The sequence below is a fragment of the Flavobacterium luteum genome (assembly GCF_008806775.1).
Lineage (GTDB): Bacteria > Bacteroidota > Bacteroidia > Flavobacteriales > Flavobacteriaceae > Flavobacterium > Flavobacterium luteum.
Map to the genome: position 1 here is coordinate 334832 of NZ_WAEM01000003.1, position 19873 is coordinate 354704.

Annotated in this window: 21 protein-coding genes; 2 read left to right on the forward strand and 19 right to left on the reverse strand. The window is 31.6% G+C overall.

Annotation, left to right across the window (positions count from 1 at the left end; all coding sequences use genetic code 11):
* Positions 1 to 42 precede the first annotated feature (42 nt).
* The 8 genes from F6464_RS08655 to F6464_RS08690 all read right to left on the reverse strand — a co-directional run bounded on the left by F6464_RS08655 (position 43) and on the right by F6464_RS08690 (position 5420).
* A complete protein-coding gene (locus F6464_RS08655) occupies positions 43 to 570 on the reverse strand; it encodes an NADPH-dependent FMN reductase (RefSeq protein ID WP_151107405.1) in 528 nt (175 codons plus the stop codon).
* Entirely contained in the window at positions 571 to 795 is a 225-nt protein-coding gene (locus F6464_RS08660; protein WP_151107406.1) for a (4Fe-4S)-binding protein, read from the reverse strand.
* Between the two features lie 15 nt (positions 796 to 810).
* A complete protein-coding gene (locus F6464_RS08665) occupies positions 811 to 1095 on the reverse strand; it encodes a GNAT family N-acetyltransferase (RefSeq protein WP_151107407.1) in 285 nt (94 codons plus the stop codon).
* Between the two features lie 48 nt (positions 1096 to 1143).
* The gene (locus tag F6464_RS08670; RefSeq protein ID WP_151107408.1) at positions 1144 to 1860 is read right to left on the reverse strand and encodes a pirin family protein; all 717 of its coding nucleotides are present in this window, start codon (positions 1858 to 1860) and stop codon (positions 1144 to 1146) included.
* 175 nt (positions 1861 to 2035) lie between these two features.
* Positions 2036 to 2611 (reverse strand): Crp/Fnr family transcriptional regulator, encoded by a 576-nt coding sequence (locus F6464_RS08675; RefSeq protein ID WP_151107409.1) that lies wholly within the window; start codon positions 2609 to 2611, stop codon positions 2036 to 2038.
* An 82-nt stretch (positions 2612 to 2693) separates the two neighbouring features.
* Entirely contained in the window at positions 2694 to 3044 is a 351-nt protein-coding gene (locus F6464_RS08680; RefSeq protein WP_151107410.1) for a DUF6370 family protein, read from the reverse strand.
* Positions 3045 to 3090: 46 nt separating this feature from the next.
* Complete coding sequence (locus F6464_RS08685; RefSeq protein WP_151107411.1) at positions 3091 to 4293, reverse strand: pyridoxal phosphate-dependent aminotransferase; 1203 nt, start codon at positions 4291 to 4293, stop codon at positions 3091 to 3093.
* Between the two features lie 29 nt (positions 4294 to 4322).
* A complete protein-coding gene (locus F6464_RS08690) occupies positions 4323 to 5420 on the reverse strand; it encodes a fatty acid desaturase family protein (RefSeq protein ID WP_151107412.1) in 1098 nt (365 codons plus the stop codon).
* Positions 5421 to 5529: 109 nt separating this feature from the next.
* Here F6464_RS08690 and rsmG point away from each other — a divergent pair, with 109 nt between their 5' ends.
* Complete coding sequence (gene rsmG / locus F6464_RS08695) at positions 5530 to 6159, forward strand: 16S rRNA (guanine(527)-N(7))-methyltransferase RsmG (RefSeq protein ID WP_151107413.1); 630 nt, start codon at positions 5530 to 5532, stop codon at positions 6157 to 6159.
* A 12-nt stretch (positions 6160 to 6171) separates the two neighbouring features.
* Here rsmG and F6464_RS08700 read toward each other — a convergent pair whose 3' ends face one another.
* From F6464_RS08700 to F6464_RS08750, 11 genes are all read right to left on the reverse strand, one after another.
* Entirely contained in the window at positions 6172 to 7158 is a 987-nt protein-coding gene (locus F6464_RS08700; RefSeq protein WP_151107414.1) for a T9SS type A sorting domain-containing protein, read from the reverse strand.
* A gap of 99 nt (positions 7159 to 7257) precedes the next feature.
* The gene (pruA, locus tag F6464_RS08705) at positions 7258 to 8886 is read right to left on the reverse strand and encodes an L-glutamate gamma-semialdehyde dehydrogenase (protein ID WP_151107415.1); all 1629 of its coding nucleotides are present in this window, start codon (positions 8884 to 8886) and stop codon (positions 7258 to 7260) included.
* Positions 8887 to 9047: 161 nt separating this feature from the next.
* Positions 9048 to 9434 (reverse strand): Co2+/Mg2+ efflux protein ApaG, encoded by a 387-nt coding sequence (apaG, locus tag F6464_RS08710; RefSeq protein WP_151107416.1) that lies wholly within the window; start codon positions 9432 to 9434, stop codon positions 9048 to 9050.
* Positions 9435 to 9514: 80 nt separating this feature from the next.
* On the reverse strand, positions 9515 to 10768 hold the full coding sequence (locus F6464_RS08715; protein WP_151107417.1) for a type IX secretion system plug protein: 1254 nt from the start codon (positions 10766 to 10768) through the stop codon (positions 9515 to 9517).
* Positions 10769 to 10855: 87 nt separating this feature from the next.
* The gene (locus F6464_RS08720; RefSeq protein WP_151107418.1) at positions 10856 to 11629 is read right to left on the reverse strand and encodes a class I SAM-dependent methyltransferase; all 774 of its coding nucleotides are present in this window, start codon (positions 11627 to 11629) and stop codon (positions 10856 to 10858) included.
* Between the two features lie 16 nt (positions 11630 to 11645).
* Entirely contained in the window at positions 11646 to 12464 is an 819-nt protein-coding gene (gene map, locus F6464_RS08725; RefSeq protein ID WP_151107419.1) for a type I methionyl aminopeptidase, read from the reverse strand.
* Between the two features lie 42 nt (positions 12465 to 12506).
* Positions 12507 to 13901 (reverse strand): TolC family protein, encoded by a 1395-nt coding sequence (locus tag F6464_RS08730; protein WP_151107420.1) that lies wholly within the window; start codon positions 13899 to 13901, stop codon positions 12507 to 12509.
* The gene (locus tag F6464_RS08735; RefSeq protein WP_151107421.1) at positions 13901 to 15250 is read right to left on the reverse strand and encodes an HlyD family secretion protein; all 1350 of its coding nucleotides are present in this window, start codon (positions 15248 to 15250) and stop codon (positions 13901 to 13903) included. The genes F6464_RS08730 and F6464_RS08735 overlap by 1 nt, the downstream gene beginning before the upstream one ends.
* 2 nt (positions 15251 to 15252) lie before the next feature.
* Complete coding sequence (locus F6464_RS08740) at positions 15253 to 16914, reverse strand: peptidase domain-containing ABC transporter (RefSeq protein ID WP_151107422.1); 1662 nt, start codon at positions 16912 to 16914, stop codon at positions 15253 to 15255.
* Between the two features lie 5 nt (positions 16915 to 16919).
* The gene (locus F6464_RS08745; protein ID WP_151107423.1) at positions 16920 to 17594 is read right to left on the reverse strand and encodes a TetR/AcrR family transcriptional regulator; all 675 of its coding nucleotides are present in this window, start codon (positions 17592 to 17594) and stop codon (positions 16920 to 16922) included.
* Between the two features lie 23 nt (positions 17595 to 17617).
* On the reverse strand, positions 17618 to 18385 hold the full coding sequence (locus tag F6464_RS08750; protein ID WP_151107424.1) for a DUF2490 domain-containing protein: 768 nt from the start codon (positions 18383 to 18385) through the stop codon (positions 17618 to 17620).
* Positions 18386 to 18586: 201 nt separating this feature from the next.
* Here F6464_RS08750 and F6464_RS08755 point away from each other — a divergent pair, with 201 nt between their 5' ends.
* Entirely contained in the window at positions 18587 to 19861 is a 1275-nt protein-coding gene (locus tag F6464_RS08755) for an acetyl-CoA hydrolase/transferase family protein (RefSeq protein WP_151107425.1), read from the forward strand.
* The last annotated feature ends 12 nt before the right edge of the window (positions 19862 to 19873 follow it).

Consider the following 19873-nt stretch of genomic DNA (forward strand, 5'->3'; position numbering starts at 1 on the left):
TTAATTAAAATTAAAAACTGTTATAGTATGCCTTAATTTATTTTAGAATTCAATAGCATTTATTATTTCATCCAATTGATTTTTATATTCTTCATTAATGATTCCTTTTTCAGCCTCAAAGTTTTGATGAAAACTTGGTAAAGAGAAACTTCCCTTCACCAATGCACCTTGAAAAGGGAATCTGTTTTTTACAATTTCCAATACAGAGCTCCCACCTCTTGGACCTGGCGAAGTAGACAGCAACAGTGTTGGTTTTTCTTGAAATGTTTTAGCATTAATTCTAGAACTCCAATCGAAAATATTTTTAAATGCTGCAGAATAAGCTCCATTATGTTCAGCAAACGAAATGACAAGTAAATCGGCACTTCCTATTTTTGAGAAAAAATCATGAGCCAATTGTGGAATACCACTTTCTTTTTCTTTGTCTACCGAGAAGATTGGCATTTCATAATCATTTAAATCTAAAACTTCAATCGCAATATTTTTAAACTGATTTGCAGTGTAAATGGCTAATTGTTTGTTTATAGAAGTTTTACTTGATGAAGCTCCAAAGGCTATAATTTTTTTCATTTATTTGTTTTTGTAATAGGTTAGTGCTCCTGAAGGACATTTATTTACCGTTTCTATAATCTTTTCAGTGGAAGAATTTTCCATTTTTACCCAAGGATTATTTTTAGGCTGAAAGACTTCAGGATTATTTCGAACACAATTTCCTGAATGGGTACATTTTCCTGATTGCCATACTACGGTTATCTCGCCGTTGGTATATTCTTTTTTGATGTCTTTTGGATCCATTTTATTTTAATTTAGTTATAATACATCTTTAAAATCTAGAGTTTTATCAAATACGCTTTTTGCAAAAGGACAAAGCGGAATAATTTTGACGTTATGTTCTCTAGCATATTCAACGGCTTTCGTCACCATTTTTTTACCAAATCCTTTACCTTCATTTCCTGGTTTTACTTCGGTATGGTCAATAATAATTTTATCGCTTCCGGCAAAAACAAAGCTCATCAGGGCTTCGTGGGTTCCGTTTATATCAATATAGAAAAATCCGTTTTTTTCATTGATTTTAAGTTGTACCTCAGTGTTCATTAGCAGCCTTTTTAAAATTTATTAGTATACTACCGTAAAGATTTATAATTAATGCACCATAGGGATTTCCATTAATAAAAACTTCGCATCAGTTAAAGCTTTTATTTCCAAAGTTTGAAAATCTGTAATTCCTAAACCATCGCGAGTTTCTAATTCCTGACCATCTACAGTTATATTTCCTGAAATTACAAAAACATACATTCCGTTTCCAGCTTTTTTTAATTCGTATGTTTTAGAAAATCCTTTGTCAAAATCAGCTAAATGAAACCAAGCATCTTGATGAATCCAAACACCATCATCTTCAGGATTTGGAGAAAGAATTTGAGCAAAATTATTTTTTTGTTCCGTTACATCTAAAGTTATTTGTTGGTAACGTGGCTCAACATTTCTAATTTTAGGGAACAACCAAATTTGAAACAATTTAGTTTGTTTATTTTCATTAGGATTAAACTCACTATGCTGAATTCCTGTTCCTGCACTCATTACTTGCACATCTCCAGTTCTTATAATAGCTTCATTTCCCATGCTGTCTTTATGTGCTAAATCGCCTTCAAGTGGAATGGTAATAATTTCCATATTGTCGTGAGGATGTGTTCCAAAGCCCATGCCTGCTGCAACAGTATCGTCGTTTAAAACTCGTAAAGTTCCAAACTGAACTCTTTCTGGATTGTACCATCTGGCAAAACTAAAACTATGGTAAGCATTTAACCATCCATGATCTGCATGTCCTCTGGTATTTGCTTTGTGTAAAACTGTATTTTTCATGATATATAAATGTATTAATTATTGTGATACAAATTTACAGGTGATGTTTTTAAAAGCAACTTAATGTAGATTAAGAAATTTTATTTTGGTTTCAAAGCTACAAAGGATTATAGCTACAAAGGGGTGAAGTCTTATTTTTTCTGCTTGGAAAATCAGTCACTTTGCTGCTTTGAAACTACTTTCTAAGCATTTTACTTTTCATAGTACTAAAAAATTCGGGGGTTACGCCAATATAGGAAGCAATCTGCTTTTGAGGAACTTTTTGAATTAGGGTTGGGTATTTTTTACAAAATTTTTCGAAGCGTTCTTCTGCAGATAAACTTAAATTATCCATCAATCGTTCTTGATTGGAAACCAACGACTTTTCGGTTAATATTCTAAAAAAGCGTTCTAATTTTGGAATTTCTTGATAAAGTATTTCTTGATTTTCTTTTGATAATAAGACCACTTCGGCATCTTCTAATACTTCAATAAATAGATTGCCAGGTTTTTGCGATATCAAACTATACATGTCACCAATCCACCAACCTTCGCATGCAAAATGCAAAACATGTTCGACAATATTATCATTAATATTAAAACTTCGTAATAATCCGTGGTTGACAAAATAAGAATGTTTGCAAATCTCTCCAGAATGAAGTACAATGGTTTTTGCTTTGTAGTTTAGAATTTGGGTTTTAGACAGAAATAAGCACTCTTCTTCTTGGGTTAAAGAAATGTGTTTTGAAATGTTTTGAATAATCAAGCTCATATTTCAAAAATACAATAAAAGTTTGTAAAATTTGAGCATAAAAAAAAACGGTCTTGACATTTATTTCAAGACCGTAAATTTTTTAATGATTGTGACCTTTGTGGTCATCGTGATCTTCTACAGGAAGCAATTTGAATGATGTTACAACAAAACGGTCATTTTTTACTTCACCTACAACTTCGGCTTTTCTAATAGTAGAACAAAAACCATCTTTTGCATGTGCATCTCCATGATTGTCTAAGGTTGTTCCGTCAACAAAATAGGATTTGCCATCAATTCGAGCAGCTAAATCACATCCTTTTTTACCTTTCATCCCAAATTGGCATTGACCGCAAGAAACTTCAACAATTTGAGTTTCTACTGGTTGCTTTACATCTTGAGCATTCATAAAATGAAATGACAAAACAAATAGTATTGCAGTTATTTTTTTCATAATTAATAAGATTTAAAAAGCCTCAAGATTTCTTGAGGCCTTGTGTTTATACTAATACTTCTGAGTTTGTTACCGCTTCTTTTATTCTTCGCAAAGCTTCTCTTAATAAATCATCGCTAGTGGCGTAAGAAAAACGGATACAATCTGGATTTCCAAATGCATCACCAGTTACAGTTGCTACATTGGCTTCTGACAACAAGTACATTGAAAAATCATTAGCATCTTTTATAAAAGTTCCTTTAAGCGTTTTTCCAAAGAAAGAAGAAACGTCAGGAAAAACATAGAAAGCACCTTCAGGAACGTTTATCTTAATTCCAGGAATATCTTTTAATAATCCTACTACTAAATCTCTACGGCTATGAAACGCATCAACCATATGTTTCAATACTGATGGGTCAGCATCTACTGCTGTAATGGTAGCGCGTTGGGCAATACTATTGGCGCCACTCGTTACTTGACCTTGAATTTTTGTGCATGCTTTTGCAATAAATTCTGGAGCTCCTATGTATCCAATTCTCCATCCTGTCATGGCAAATGCTTTCGCTACTCCGTTTACGGTAATGGTTCTTTCAAGCATGCCTGGAACTGATCCGATGCTACAAAAAGTCCCAGAAAAATTAATATGCTCGTAGATTTCATCAGCAACAACGTAAATGTTTGGATATTTCTCCAATACTTTTACCAAAGCCGTTAATTCTTCTCTATTATAAACAGAACCACTTGGATTACAAGGCGAACTGAACCACATCATTTTTGTTTTAGGAGTAATCGCTGCTTCTAATTGCTCTGGAGTAATTTTAAAATCAGTATCTACAGAAGTTGGAACCTCTACAGGAACTCCACCAGATAATTTTACTATTTCAAAATAACTTACCCAGTACGGTGCTGGCAATATTACTTCATCACCGTCATTTAACATGACTTGAGCAATGTTGTATAAAGACTGTTTTGCTCCTGTTGAAACTACAATTTGTGATGGTTTATAATCTAAATCATTGTCTCTTTTGAATTTTCTGCAAATAGCATCTTTCAATTCTGCATATCCTTCTACTGGAGAATAAGTGCTATAATTTTCGTCTATTGCTTTTTTTGCAGCTTCTTTAATGAAATCAGGCGTATTGAAATCGGGTTCGCCCAAACTTAAACTAATTATATCTTTTCCTTGTGCTTTTAATTCTCTGGCTAAAGCAGCCATGGCTAATGTTTGTGATGTAGCTAGATTGTTAATTCTATCGGATAATGGATTCATTTTTTTAAATATATTTATGTACTTAATTATTAGATTAATTCTGGTTTTAATCCTAAATCTTTTAAATGTTTAAAATGTGCAATAACAGCACTTCTCATTGTTTGGTATTCATGATAAGGCAAATTACAATCTTTTGCAGTTTCCTTAACTATCTTGGCTATTTTTCCGTAATGGATATGGCTAATATTTGGAAAAAGATGATGCTCAATTTGGTGATTTAAACCTCCAGTATACCAATTAACAATCCAGTTTTTTGGAGCAAAATTAACAGTAGTAAACAATTGATGTATGGCCCAAGTATTCTCCATTTCTCCAGAATCATTGGGTTGTGGATTATCAGTTTCATCTACAATATGAGCCAATTGAAAAACAACACTTAAAATTAAACCAGCGGTGTAATGCATTACAAAAAAACCAATAACTACTTTCCACCAAATAACTCCTAAAATCATGGGTATTATTATCCAAACTAAGAAATAGATAATCTTTGTAATAACTAACGTTGTCCAAAGCATTTTTACATTTTTAGGCTCGCCATAGGATAATTTTCTTTTTAAATAAGCTCTCATTTGCTTAAAATCGGTAGTTAACGACCAATTGAAGGTCAATAAACCATATAGAAATATGGAGTAATAGTGCTGAAATCTATGGAAACTATACCATTTTGCTTGCTTTGTAAATCGAATAACACGTCCAGCATCTAAATCTTCATCATGACCTGGAATATTGGTGTATGTATGATGTAAAACATTGTGTTGAACTTGCCAGTTATAAACATTTCCAGCTAAAATATAAATGGTTCCCCCCATGAATTTATTGATCCAATTCTTGTTGGAATATGAACCATGGTTTCCGTCGTGCATAACATTCATTCCAATTCCTGCCATTCCTACGCCCATAATTAAAGAAAGCAATAAAAGCAACCAAAAAGACATGTCTGTTAATGTTATTATTAAAAAATATGGAGAAACAAAAATTGTGAAAAGAATAACGGTTTTTAAATACAATTTCCAATTTCCAGTCTTCTGAATATTATTTTCTTTAAAATAATTATTCACTTTTGAATTAAGTGTTCTAAAAAACTTAAGGTTATCTTGCTTTGCAAAAGTTGGAGTGGTAATATTCATATTATTTTTTTAAATAAAAAAGACAAAGGTAATTATTATAAATTTTTGTTTGCCAAAATTGGTGTAAATATTTCAACTGTAAAGTATTACTTTTGTTAAAAAATAAAGAATGGAAGAAATTCTTAAGTGTTTTCCCGAAATAACGGATGTTCAGAAAGAACAGTTTCAAAAATTATCCGATTTATACCAAGATTGGAACGCGAAAATAAATGTAATTTCACGTAAAGATATCGATGAATTGTATACGAAACATGTTCTTCATTCGCTAGCAATAGCTAAAATTCAAAAATTCGAACCTGGGACTTATGTTTTAGATGTTGGTACCGGAGGAGGCTTTCCAGGCATTCCGTTAGCGATTTTATTTCCAGAAACCAGATTTTATTTGATAGATGTAATTCTAAAAAAAATAAATGTGGTAAAAGCTGTTGTCGAAGCTTTAGAATTGAAAAACGTAAAAGCAGAACAAATTCGTGCCGAAAATGTGAAAGGTGATTTTGACTTTATTGTTAGTCGCGCCGTCACGAATATGCCTGATTTTGTTTCTTGGATAAAAGATAAAATCAAAAAACAACAAAAACACGAGTTGAAAAATGGGATACTTTACTTAAAAGGTGGCGATTTAACTGAAGAGTTGAAGCTATTCCCTAATGCAACCGAATACAATATTTCCGAATTTTTTGATGCCGAATTTTTTGAAACGAAAAAAGTAGTGCATTTGCCTTTGAGGTTTAAACCTTAAAAAATGAAAGATTTATTTTTTGATTATTTTTCGAACTTGAGAACCTTTATCAGTATTGAAAGTAACAAAATAGACGCCTCTTTGTAAATGGGCTAGATTTATAACGTTTTTTATAACATTACTTTCTAATATTACTCTTCCATGTATATCAGATATGTTTATAGAGTTTATTTTAAGATTGGTGGTAAAATTCAAAACATCTTCAATTGGATTCGGAATTATTTGTAAGGAACTTGATTGTAATGTGTTGTCATTAGTTCCTAAAAGCATCGTATTAAATCGCTCGATTTGGTTTATAGTTTGATTAATTCCCAGTAAAGGAACACTTACAGTTAAAGTAGTGTTTCTGAATACAAGACTATTGGACCCATTAGTAGCATCATAATAATTATAAGTGGTTTGTATTGCTGTTCCTACGTTGGTTAAGATGCCATAATTTAAAGAAATGTTTTGCACTGTTTTTAGCCGAGATGCATCTTTTTCAGAAGTTCCGTTATTAAGAATTCCGTACGAATCGAAAGATGTTGTAATTGTGCCTGTAAAAGTTCCTAAATACATACCGTAAATGAAGGTTCCAGCAGTTGTATCAGTATTAGAATAGCCATAATTTAACGGGAAATTACCTATCGTTGCATTGTTACTTATATAATTTAATTCTAAATCGTTGTTTTTTAAAGCCGTAATTGATAATGCATTAGCTGCTTTTGAGTAATAAATTTGGGATGTGGCATTAGCTACTATTGTTGTGCTTTTAGGATAAGTAGTTATTTCAGAAGCTGTAGGTGATGAAATGTAATCAATAGATTCTCCCACTTTAGTAAGTTGATTAAAATCCCAAACTAAATTTGCGCCTGAAGTAGTTTGGTCAAGTGGAACGCTTGAGGTTACTATATCATATACAGACGGATCTGTACTTGTCGTAAAATAAGAATTAATAGGAACTTGTGCAGAACTTAAAGTTGAAAAAAAAACGAGTAAAAGTAGTAATTTTAGATTCATAATTTAGGCTATTAGAAGGAAACCAAATATACAAAAGAAAGAGTGTGTTTTATAAATTAAAAAAGCCCAATTTTTAAGTTGGACTTTTTGTGATTTTTTTTACTCTCCTAAAAACGGATATCTATAATCTTCCGGAGTTATAAACGTTTCCTTAATGGTTCTAGGTGAAACCCAACGCAATAAGTTTAGTGCCGAACCTGCTTTGTCATTAGTGCCTGAAGCTCTTGCGCCTCCAAAAGGTTGCATTCCAACCACAGCTCCTGTTGGTTTATCATTAACATAGAAATTTCCAGCTGCATTTTGCAATGCAATTGTTGCTTCCTCGATAGCATATCTGTCTTGGCTAAAAACAGCTCCAGTTAGAGCATAGTCGGAGGTTTCGTCTACTAATATTAAAGTATCGGCCCATTTAGTATCTTCATACACATAAATTGTAATTACTGGTCCAAACAACTCCGTTTCCATAGTAGTGTATTTTGGATTTGTTGTTACTATTACCGTTGGCTCAACAAAATATCCGACAGATTTATCATAATTACCACCAACAATAATTTCAGCGTCAGAATCTGCTTTTGCTTGGTCAATATATTTTGCTAATTTATCAAACGACCCTTCATGAATAACAGCAGTAATAAAATTGCCAAAATCTTCTGGAGAACCCATTTTTAATGATTTCACATCAAAAATTAATTGTGATTTCACCTCACTCCATAAACTTTGAGGAATGTAAGCTCTAGAAGCAGCGGAGCATTTTTGACCTTGAAATTCAAATGCGCCACGAACAATACCTGTAGCCACTTGTTTTACATTCGCACTTGGATGCGCAACAATAAAATCTTTTCCTCCAGTTTCTCCAACAATTCTTGGATAGGTTTTATAATGGTGAATATTACTTCCCACTTTTGCCCAAATGTCTTTAAAAACATGTGTAGAACCCGTAAAATGGACACCTGCAAAATCACGACTTGAAAAAATGGTATCGCTTATCATTTGTGCGTCTCCAAAAACAACGTTTATAACGCCATCTGGAACACCAGCTTCTTTGAAAACATCTATAATAATTTTTGCCGAAAAAACTTGACTGTCACTAGGTTTCCAAATCACAACATTGCCCATCATGGCTGCGCTTGCTGGTAAATTTGCTGCTATAGCCGTAAAATTAAAAGGGGTAATCGCATATACAAAACCTTCTAATGGACGATATTCTAAACGATTCCAAACCAAAGAATCTGATTTTGGTTGGTCGTTATAGATTTGCGTCATGAATTCGACATTATACCGTAAAAAGTCAATCAATTCGCATGAAGCGTCTATTTCTGCTTGGTATATGTTCTTAGATTGCGCAATCATTGTTGCAGCATTTATTTTAGCTCTGTAAGGACCGGCTATTAATTCGGCAGCTTTCAAGAAAATGGCCGCACGCTGTTCCCAAGCCAGATTTGCCCATTTTGTTTTTGCTTCAAGAGCATTTGCAATTGCTTTTTCAATATGTGTTTTTTCAGCAAGATGGTAGGTTCCCACGATGTGTTTGTGATCGTGTGGCGCAGTCATATTTCGAGTGTTTCCAGTTCTGATTTCTTCGCTGCCAATATATAACGGAACATCAATTTTAGAATTCCACATTTCTTTGTACGCAGCTTGCACGTTTGCTTTTTCTGCAGAATTTGGCGCATACGATTTTACAGGTTCGTTAACTGCTTTTGGCACATGAAAAAATCCTTTTAGCATATTCTTTAATTAAAATAGTTGTTGAGGTTGTGCTTTGAAATAATATTTATCTAAAAAGACTAGACAAAAGTACAAAGGATATTTTGATAATTTGAAAATGAAATCGCGTTTTTACGAAACATTTTCTTTTTAAATTAAAATTTTGTGGCTCTTTAATGAAATTAATTCAATGCGAAAGGAGCACTCAATTTAAAAGAAGGAACGATTACTTTAAAATTTTTAGTTGTAGTAAAGTTAATCATATTAAAATGACCCTTCATAGAACCAAACGGCGAGGAAAGTAAACATCCGGAGCTATAAGTATGCGATTCGCCTGATTTTAGAACGGGTTTTTTGCCTATTACACCTTCGCCATCAACAATTTCAATGTCATTCAGTGAATCGAAAATTTCCCAATGACGAGAAACGAGTTGTACAGAGTCTTTTCCTTGATTTTCGATGATAATCTGGTAACTAAAGGCAAAATGAATCTTATGATTTTTGAAGTACGTACCTTCAAAAGTCGTTAAAACTGAAATTTTTATCCCTCTTGTTATTTGCGATACCATTGTAAAATGCTATTTATCAGCACAAATTTACGAAAATTACTTTTCAAAATGTAAATTCTAGATTAAATTTATGAATTAGATTAATTTATAATGTTTGTAGATGATGCAACCCCTTTTCCAATTACTCTATCATAGCGTTGATTGTTTTCTCGATAGTAAACAATGGCAAAATAATTACTTTCTGTTTGATAGTAATTACCATCTATTGCATTCTCAGCATCTACTTTACCAGTTTTATCAGCTATTACATATTTATAATTGGTAAAACCCTGTTTAATCATAATTGCTTTTTCGTAGATTCCCTTTGTAGTATTATAGTCCATCTTGTATTCTGGTGAAAGAGCAAAATTGTTGAACATTCCGCTGACATAAATACCATCTTTGCCATAATAAGAAGGTGCAGATAGACTAAAGAATATCCAAGCATAATCAGCTTCTACCTCATTATTTTCTGCATTTATGTTTTTCACAATAAAATTACCATTAGCATCAGGAAAAAAAGTATATGGGTTTTTCCCTCTTGCATTATTTGTATAAAGATAAGCATTGTAGGTTCCGCCTCCAGATTCAATTCGACCTATACTGTTATTAGCGCTTCTAATATCTTTATTTTCAAAAAAAAGATACTCATTTTCAGCCCAAAATTGGGTTTCAGCATCGTATTTGTAAATCAAATCATTTCCTATAGTATACATTGGTTTGACATCTGTAATTCCAGTGCTTATTTGTCCGTTTTGAAGCAATAAAACTTTTACATTCTTTAAGGGACTTTGGAATATAATATTTGTTGATTTTACAGCAAAATCGAGGTTGTGTTTTGAATTTACATCTTTTACATTTCTAGCCACTTTTATTTGCATGGGTACAGAAACTAAGTCTTCATACAAGATAAATTTTCTAGAAAACACTACTTCTCTATCTTCATTTAAAATTTTTATCATATAATTCCCACTCACTAATAAACTTGTGTTTTTATTTGGGAATTGTATTTTATAATGGGAGTAGAGCTGGAGTGTGTTGAATGAGTTTGCATAATCTTGAATTCGAATGTCATCAAAACCTCTTAAATATTCATTTATAGAAAGTTGAGAAGGTTTCCAATCATAATCGCAATGCACAAATTTGTAGTAATAATTGGCTTCATTACCATACAAATCATCAAATTGCAATTGAAAGGAATCACCTAATTTAAAAATAGGAATGGTGTTTTGTGCGTTTTGAACAAATGATATTGTTTTTATATTATAAGGAGCAACAACTTCTTTTTCAATTTGTCCAAAAGTTACATGGAAAGAAAATACTACAATTATAAATATTTTTAAATAATTCATCATGCATAAATGATATTTTGAAATGTAAATATAGCAATAAATGTGCCTAAAAAAAAGATTGCATTTTTTAAAATAGTATTAGATTTAAAATTATTTTTTATAACAAACTGGTATAATTTCTCCTTTTGCTAAACAATATTTATCAACCAATTCAGGGTTTATTTTTTTTGTATAATCTTCTTCTACAACTCTAAATCCTATTGTTCTTAATTTGTCAAAATAATCTAAACCATAAATTCGAACATGATCATATTGGCCAAAAATTTCAGAACGTTCTTTCTGATCTGTAATTGTATCATCTGAAAAAGTGGTAGCTCTTGATAGTTCTTGCGGGATTTGAAAAACACCCATTCCACCAGGTTTTAAAACTCTGAACAATTCTTTCATTGCTTTAGTATCATCTGGAATGTGTTCTAAAACATGGTTGCAAAGAATAATATCGTATGAATTGTCTTCAAAAGGCAAATTACAAATGTCAGCCTTTACGTCAGCTAAAGGCGATAATAAATCGGTTGTGGTGTAGTCTAAGTTTTTCTGATTTCTGAAAAGTTTATAGAAAGCTTGCTCAGGAGCAAAATGCAACACTTTCTTTTTAGTTTTTGAAGTAAAAAAATCGGTTTCATTCATTAAATACAGCCAAAGCAAACGATGTCTTTCAAGTGATAAGGTGCTTGGAGAAAGCACATTGTTTCTCTGAGTACCATAGCCATAAGGTAAAAACTGGCTGAAACTTTTCCCGTCTATAGGGTCGGTATATTTGTTTCCTTTAAGTATAAATGCAAGAATTGGGTGCGCAACATAACTCAATCGAATTAATAGTGGTCGAGGAATGGTGTTAAGAATAAATTTGAAGATGTTTTTCACTGTATTGAAATAGGGATTAAATGACTAATGGCACTTTTCTAAACTCGTCTTCTTCAGGGCTTTCAATTCCTAGCGCTTTATAGATGTAAGCAAAAGTCGATAAAATTTCTGGCTTTCCATCAATTAGTGCAACGTCATGCTCAAAATGGGCACTTGGTTTTCCGTCAGCTGTAAGTATAGTCCAGCCGTCTTTTAGTTGTTTAATATTTCGAGTCCCCATGTTTATCATTGGTTCTATTGCCACAACCATTCCCTCAACAAAAAGTTTTCCTCGTCCTCTTTTTCCATAATTTGGCATTTCAGGATCTTCATGCATTTTTTGACCCAATCCATGACCTACTAATTCTCTAACTACGCCATAACCATGACTTTCAGTATATTTTTGAATCGCATTGCCAACATCTTCTACACGATTTCCTGCTTTAAACTCCCGTATTCCAACATACAAACTTTCTTTAGTAATTTGCAAAAGTCTTTTGGTTTCTTCTGCAACTTCTCCTATTTCAAATGAATAGGCATGATCGCCATGAAAACCATTTTTAAAAGCACCACAATCTACAGATATTACATCTCCACTTTCTAAGGGTTTGTCATTAGGAATTCCATGTACCACTTGAGCATTTGGGCTCATGCAAAGAGTATTCGGGAAACCATACAAACCCAAAAAGCTTGGTACTGCTCCATGATCACGAATAAATTCTTCGGCTAGTTTGTCAAGATATAAAGTGGTAACGCCAGGTTTAATTTCGCTGGCAATCATTCCTAATGTTTTAGAAACAATTAAAGCGCTTTCACGCATTAATTCTATTTGCTCCCGTGTTTTTTGAATAATCATAGTTCAATTTTACAATCTGTAAAAGTAACAATTTTATATTATTTAATCTGGATTTGCCATGATTTTAAACAACTCTGAATTGGAAACATAAAATCGATTTTCTATAGCAATTTCAGATAATTTTGAAGAAACTAAATTATTCTCTCTAGTGTTAATCAAAAAAAGAGAGCTTTCCCCAAAATTAAAAAGGCGTTCTTCAGAGTTTAACATAACTGAATTATCATTAACCAATTGTTTTACAAAATTTCTTTGTTTTACAAGAGATTGTATTTCGAATTTTTGAGCATTTATTTTATTGTTGAGTTGTACTCTTTCTAAATCTAAAGTGAATTGGGTTTCTTGTACTTTAAATTTAGCTATTTTTAAGCTTCCTCGTTCTTTTCTTAAAAACAAAGGAAAATAAAAATTCATACCAATTTTATAATTTTCAAATTGATAATTATCAAAATAACTGGGTTCTGATAAATAGGAATATCCGACATCAATTTTAGGCAAAAGCATATTGGCTTTAAGTTTTCTGTCTACATTCAAAATATCAATTTTACTTTGCAATGCGTTAATTTTTGGATGATTTTCTATAGAAAAATCATTAGTTGACAAATCATAAGTTCGCAATGTTTCTTGTATGGTTTTATCTAATTGTTCTTCTGGAATAATCCCCTCAGAAAGTTCTAGTGGAATATTGTTTTCGAGCCAAAGAAAATTAGATAATTCTAACTTAGCTTTGGTTAATTTTAAATTAGAATCCTCTAAACTTAATAGTCGGGTTTTTACAATAATTCCAGCTTCAACACTATCAATCGCGGGTTTATCGCCTTCTCTAATTAACGATTGAATTCCTGTGAAACGTATTTGAGCATTTTTTGTAAAGGTTTCGTATAATTTGAGTTCATTGTACGTTCGTTTCCAATTAAAATAAGCAATTGAAGCATCATACAAAACAGTAATGGCTTGAAGCTTTCTTTCGGCATTGCTTAAACGAATTTGCATTTTGGCTTTTCGTATATCGGCCATTCTTTGATTAATCCATAAGCCTTGTCCTAACGGAATGGCAATTCCTAATGATGTTAATCCTTGATTGGGAACAGTGTTTTCAGGATTCAAGTAAATACCTTCATTATTGTCGAATCCTGCTTTAATTTCTACTCCGTACCAAGTTGGAATCTTAAAACTACTGTTTAATATAGAAAAATATTCGCTGTTTTTAAATTGCTTTTCACTAAAATCGACTTCAATTTTTGGGTCAAAACCACCTCGAGCCATCATTAAGTTTGCCTGAGCTTTATTTACTTCTAAATTGGCATTTTTTACCAAAGGATGGTATTTTTTTACAAATCCTAAATATTCATTATAGCTCAATTGTTTTAGTTTTTGATCAATATCTTGACTAAAAACCGAAACGCTAAATATTAGAAATAGTACAACAAACTGCCTCATTACTTTTTCTCTTTAGAAATTTTTGTAGTAGGATTGTAATAGTTAGGAGGAAAACCATTTAAAGTTCTCCATAACTCAAACCAAATTGGAACATCGTTTAGCAAGGCTATAGTTTGCGCACCAGCACCTATACTTAATTGTTTTGGCCATTTATCTTCATCTTCATCAGGAGCAATTAAAACTCTAAACTTACCGTTATCACTGATAAAGTTTTCTACGGCCACTATTTTTCCTCCAAAAGTTCCATAGGAAATATCTGGCCAACCTGAGAATACTATTGTAGGCCAGCCATCAAACCAAACACGAACTTTCTCTCCTCTTTTAACTAATGGCAAATCAATTGGCGTAATAAAAGTCTCTACAGCAATATCATAATTAGATGGCATAATACTTACTATTGAGGTTCCTTCTTTAATATTCTCGCCAATTCCAGATTGTAAGGCACGGTTTACATATCCATTTTGAGGAGCTTTTATATAATACATACCGTTTCGTATACTATAATTGACATATTGATTTTCTAGTTTGTTTACTTGAGCCTTAGTATCGAATTGATTACTAAGTGCTGTAAACTGGTCACTTCGTGCTTTTGCAACTTTCTCATTATACTCAGCAGTAATTCTGTTAATTTCTACTTTAGAATTTATTAGTTCGTTTTTGCTGGTTAAAAGTTTGTTTTCTTGTGTGATGATTTTGGCATCAACATCTTGTAATTTCAATCTTTTTTCTTCTACGTCCGTTAAGGGTTTTAGTCCTTCTTTATTTAACTGTACTGCTCGGTTAAACTGCGTATTTGCAATTTTCACTTGAGTTTTAACAGCAACTAAATCGATACTGTCACTAGTCACTTTAAGAATAGATTGCCGAATTTTATTACGAGCTTGTTCTAATTTTAATTTTTTTTCATTTTCGATAAATTGTATTTGGGATGACAAAGTGGTGACTTTTCCCAAGTAGGACTCAACCGACATTTTTTTCGCATCCATTTGGTCTTTTGTATTTTGTACCAAATTAGGGTCTAAATAATCTTCTTTTATCTCAGATATAAATAAAATGGTATCGCCTTTTTTAACGAAATCACCTTCTTGTACATACCATTTTTCTATTCTTCCAGATATTAATGACTGAATAGTCTGTGGTCGTTGATTGGGCTTTAATGTTGTTACTGCTCCAGAGCCTGAAATATTTTGTGTCCAAGGAACAAATAAAAAAAGCACAGCAAAAATAGAAAAGGTAACAATTATTCGATTTAAAATTTTGTAATGAGGTCTGTTTGCTAAATTTTTAATTGTAGAATAACGACCTAATAATTTCTGATCTGTTTTGTTTATTTGTGATAAATTAAGCATAACTAATTAATTTTTTGGTCCTTTATAATTTCTCCATCATTCATAACAATCTCTCTTGTGCAATTTTTTTGCCATTGCTTGTTTTTAGAAGATACTATTACAGTCCATTTATTTTTGCTCGACAAAATATAATCAATAATTTCGTTTGCCGCTTTTTCATCCATTTTATCTGTTGGGTCCTCTAAAAACAATATTCTTGGCTTGTTAATAATACTTCTCGCTAATAACAGCTTTTGAGCATTAGAAGAGGATAATTGTTTCCCTTCTGGAAACATAAGAGTATCTAAACCATTAGTTAACGTTTTGATGTAAGAGGTTAGTTGTACAGCATCTAAAGCCCACTTTAAATCTTCTTGGGTTATTCCGGGATCATTAAAGGTTATGTTCTCTAAAATGGTTCCTTCAAAAGGAGTTTCGCCTTGAATTATAGCGCCAATATGTGAACGATATTGTTTTAAATCGATTTTATTAAAGGTGTCATCATTAATTGTAAACGAACCAGATGTGGGCTGAATGAGTCCAGAAAGGAGTCTAATTAGAGTGGTCTTACCCGATCCGTTTTCTCCATTTATAATAATTTTTTCTCCTTGATTAACAGATAAAGTAATGTTGTTTAATACATTGTCTGTAGCATTTGGGAATTTAAATTTTATGTTTTCTGTTTCTAATGAAATATTAACAAAACAATCTGTAATTTTTTTGTTGGATTCTTTTTCTACATTCATATCGGTTACTTGACCAATTTTTTCGATAGAAGTTAAAACATCGTAGAAAGTTTCTAATCCTAAAATGATTTTTTCAACAGAATTAATTACTAACAAAATAATGATTTCCGCAGCAACAAATTGGCCAATATTCATTTGTTGGCTAATTACTAAAAACCCACCAATTAATAATAAACTTGCTGTTATTATCGATTTAAATATGATAAGTTGTGTGAACTGTTTCTTAATTACATTGAAATGTTTTTCACGATAAGAAAGATAATCACTAACTAAATTATCATTTTTTTGAAGCGCAAAATCAAAATTAAGTTGCTTTCTAAAACTAAAGTTGTTTCGAGCAATTTCTTGTAACCAGCTTGCCGCTTTATATTTGTATTTTGATTCGTTTAAACTAGTTTCAAGACCTAGACGATAGGAGAATTTAAATATAGAATATAATAGAATAATCAAAAATAATCCAAAAACAATAAAAAAAGGATGATACAATGACAGTAAGATGATCCCGAAGAGGATTTGCAATAGTGCAGCAGAAAAATCAATTAATAGTTTTGATGTTCCCTTTTGTATTGAAATGGTATCAAAAAAGCGGTTCGCTAATTCAGGTGGATAAACATCGTAAAAGTCTTCAAATTTAATTTTTGGTAATCGGTATGCAAAATCAAATGATGAGCGTACAAATATTTTTTGTTGTAAATTCTCAGTAATTCTCAGTTGCATTAAGGATAAAATGCCTACAAAGATAACCCCTAAAACTACTAAAAACACTAATACAATCCAAGAAGTGCTAATGCGTCCCGATTGAATAAAGTTTATAATTGACTGAATACCAAGCGGGAGAGATAAGCTTACTAATCCTGAAAAAATAGCATAAAAAAAGATTTGAGATACATCTTTTTTATCTAAACTTAACAAGTTATAAAATCGTTTTAATGGTGTCATTCTATTTATTTTTTTAACATTGTTTCAACTAAGTTAATGTAAAAATCCGTTGGACTTACTAATTCATTGCAATCTGTAATTGATTTTAAATGGTTTTTCAAAAAATGTTGATGCAATGCTCCTTCTATAATATTTGATGCTAAACTTTTAGCAAATATATAATTTGGATTGACTTCCTGAATCATCATCACCATTCTATTTATTACTCTTTTATAAATAAGGAAAAATCCTTCTTTATTTTCATTATCAACTTCTTTATTATAAAGAGTTTTAGTAAACTCAGTTATTATTATTTTGTTTAAAACAGATTCGTTTATGTGTTCTGTTTTAAAATCGTCATCTATGGTTTCTGTAACAATTGTGATTGCTTTTTTTAGTTTTTCAAAAGAATCAAATATGTTATTTGTAGCAAAAACCAATCGATACTCCATCCAACTCCAATACCATGAAGAAAGATAGACTAATAATTTATGTTTATTTTCGAAATAACGATAAATAGAACTTTCGTTGGAGCCTATCAAGTCCCCTAGTTTTTTAAAGGTAAATTCCTCAAATCCAATTTCATCAATAAGTAATATGCTATGTTGAATGATTTTTTTTCCTAGAACAGAAGTTTCAGGGTCTTTAACATAAATTTTACTGTTAACTTGAATTTTAATATTTGCTAATAAATGATCCATGAAAATAGAATGATTTTATAAAATTATTTTTTACCTAAATCAAAATTAAATGCAGTATTTACTATAATGCCGTTATTGTTTTGAAATACATTTCTGCCCTTTTCTTCTCGTCCTAATTGTAAAATTTGATTTAAATATCCAGCTTCAATTCGCAAAGCTTTATTAAATCTATATCCAAAAATTAATCCCAAACGGTTTTGATCAAAAACATTTTCGTTTACATTTTTACCAAAACCAATGAATATCTCATCATAAATAGCAAAATAAGGGGTTTTGTCACTCATAGCTTTTCCCCTTAAAGGAACTTGTACCCTAAACATATATCGAAACCTATTCATATAAAGATAATCATCTTCAGTATTTAAACTGGTATTAGTATATCTTCCTACCCATCTTTGTTCTAACATGAATCGATGTGAAAGTTCTACAATAGAAATTTTGTCCGTTATTGCAGCCATCTGAAAACTTCTATGCTCAGTAAAATCCTTACCAAAAACATTTATAGGAATGTCTCCATAGGGAAAAGTTTCTATCCAAGCATAACCTAAGCGAAGTTGAATTTTTGGATTGAGTTGATAATTTATACCTAATCGCAAAAGGCTTTGTTGCCAATTTGTAGTTAATTTATCTCGACGCCATTGGTATTCAGAATGTATTCCGAATTTTTGATTCAGTTTAAATGTCCCGTTAAATGTATACCAACCAATAGAATTATTATCAGTAATTCTTGTATTTTGAGCGCATACTCCTAAAAACGAGAAAAAGGCAAAAATAATTATCAAAGTCTTCATTTGTTTTCCAATAAATATTAATATACTTTATAATTGTAAATTTAGTCGCAAATATAACAGTAATACTATTAAAAATGAAATTTTAACTTTTATTTATAATTATTTTATTTTAGAGTGCTCGATAAATTATGGTTATAACATGAGTTTTGTCATATTTTGTAAGCTATTTATAGAGTACTTTTGATTAAAATTAAATAGATCATGGGAAAATATGTAACTGCAGAAGAGGCTGTAAAAGTTGTCCAATCAAATGATAGAGTATATGTTCAAGCTGCTGCAGCTTGTCCAACAATATTAACAGAAGCACTATCTGAAAGAGCTTCGGAATTAAAAAACGTAGAGGTTTGTCATTTGCATACCGAAGGTCCTGCTCCATATGCCAATCCTAAATTTTCTGAAAGTTTTCATGTTAATTCATTTTTTATTGGAAAAAATGTTAGGCATACTTTGGCGGCAGGAAATGGTTCTTATACTCCCGTTTTTTTAAGCGAATTACCTTATTTGTTTCGTAAAAAAGTATTGCTTTTAGATGTTGTTTTTATTCATGTCTCACCACCTGATAGTCATGGCTATTGCTCATTAGGAGTTTCGGTTGAAGCTACTCTTGCTGCTATTGAAAATGCGAAAACTGTAATTGCTCAGGTAAATCCTCAAATGCCAAGAACTTTTGGCGATGGCATTTTGCATATTTCAGAGATTGATTATTTAGTTGATGTTAACTTGCCAATATTTGGTCACGAAATGGATGCTATTTCTCCTCTAGAAGATAAAATCGGAACCTATATTGCTTCATTAATTGAGGATAAAAGCACTTTACAAATGGGTATTGGTTCTATACCTAATGCGGCATTAACTAAATTAACAAATCATAAAAACTTAGGTTTACACACTGAGATGTTTTCTGATGGTGTGATAGATTTGATTAAAAATGGCGTTATCAATTGTAATTACAAAGGAACTTCAAGAGGCCGGGCTTTAGCAACTTTTTTAATTGGTTCTAAACGATTGTATGATTTTGTAAATGACAATCCATTTATTGAAATGAAAGAATCATCGATAGTAAATGATACAGCCAGAATTAGAAAAAACCCTAAAATGGTAGCTATCAATTCAGCTATAGAAGTTGATATTACGGGTCAAGTTTGTGCTGATTCTATAGGCTGCCAAATGTATTCTGGAGTAGGTGGTCAAATGGATTTTATTAGGGGAGCATCCTTAAGTCCAGGAGGTAAAGCCATAATTGCACTACCTTCTATTACAAGCAGAGGAGAAAGCAGAATAGTTCCTTTTCTTAAAAAAGGTGCTGGAGTTGTTTCTACTCGTGCTCACGTACAATACATTATTACCGAATATGGCATAGCCGATTTGTATGGAAAAACGCTCAAACAGCGTGCTGTGGAAATGGTAAAAATTGCGCACCCTAATCATCAGGAATGGATTGAAAAAGAGTATTTTAATTTGGTAAATGGAAATTAAAAATTTAAAAGC

Bases quoted from the DNA above. Each gene is read 5' to 3' on its own strand.
- F6464_RS08655 (WP_151107405.1), bottom strand. From the start codon at position 570: ATGAAAAAAATTATAGCCTTTGGAGCTTCATCAAGTAAAACTTCTATA.
- F6464_RS08660 (WP_151107406.1), bottom strand. From the start codon at position 795: ATGGATCCAAAAGACATCAAAAAAGAATATACCAACGGCGAGATAACC.
- F6464_RS08665 (WP_151107407.1), bottom strand. From the start codon at position 1,095: ATGAACACTGAGGTACAACTTAAAATCAATGAAAAAAACGGATTTTTC.
- F6464_RS08670 (WP_151107408.1), bottom strand. From the start codon at position 1,860: ATGAAAAATACAGTTTTACACAAAGCAAATACCAGAGGACATGCAGAT.
- F6464_RS08675 (WP_151107409.1), bottom strand. From the start codon at position 2,611: ATGAGCTTGATTATTCAAAACATTTCAAAACACATTTCTTTAACCCAA.
- F6464_RS08680 (WP_151107410.1), bottom strand. From the start codon at position 3,044: ATGAAAAAAATAACTGCAATACTATTTGTTTTGTCATTTCATTTTATG.
- F6464_RS08685 (WP_151107411.1), bottom strand. From the start codon at position 4,293: ATGAATCCATTATCCGATAGAATTAACAATCTAGCTACATCACAAACA.
- F6464_RS08690 (WP_151107412.1), bottom strand. From the start codon at position 5,420: ATGAATATTACCACTCCAACTTTTGCAAAGCAAGATAACCTTAAGTTT.
- rsmG (WP_151107413.1), top strand. From the start codon at position 5,530: ATGGAAGAAATTCTTAAGTGTTTTCCCGAAATAACGGATGTTCAGAAA.
- F6464_RS08700 (WP_151107414.1), bottom strand. From the start codon at position 7,158: ATGAATCTAAAATTACTACTTTTACTCGTTTTTTTTTCAACTTTAAGT.
- pruA (WP_151107415.1), bottom strand. From the start codon at position 8,886: ATGCTAAAAGGATTTTTTCATGTGCCAAAAGCAGTTAACGAACCTGTA.
- apaG (WP_151107416.1), bottom strand. From the start codon at position 9,434: ATGGTATCGCAAATAACAAGAGGGATAAAAATTTCAGTTTTAACGACT.
- F6464_RS08715 (WP_151107417.1), bottom strand. From the start codon at position 10,768: ATGATGAATTATTTAAAAATATTTATAATTGTAGTATTTTCTTTCCAT.
- map (WP_151107419.1), bottom strand. From the start codon at position 12,464: ATGATTATTCAAAAAACACGGGAGCAAATAGAATTAATGCGTGAAAGC.
- F6464_RS08730 (WP_151107420.1), bottom strand. From the start codon at position 13,901: ATGAGGCAGTTTGTTGTACTATTTCTAATATTTAGCGTTTCGGTTTTT.
- F6464_RS08735 (WP_151107421.1), bottom strand. From the start codon at position 15,250: ATGCTTAATTTATCACAAATAAACAAAACAGATCAGAAATTATTAGGT.
- F6464_RS08740 (WP_151107422.1), bottom strand. From the start codon at position 16,914: ATGACACCATTAAAACGATTTTATAACTTGTTAAGTTTAGATAAAAAA.
- F6464_RS08745 (WP_151107423.1), bottom strand. From the start codon at position 17,594: ATGGATCATTTATTAGCAAATATTAAAATTCAAGTTAACAGTAAAATT.
- F6464_RS08750 (WP_151107424.1), bottom strand. From the start codon at position 18,385: ATGAAGACTTTGATAATTATTTTTGCCTTTTTCTCGTTTTTAGGAGTA.
- F6464_RS08755 (WP_151107425.1), top strand. From the start codon at position 18,587: ATGGGAAAATATGTAACTGCAGAAGAGGCTGTAAAAGTTGTCCAATCA.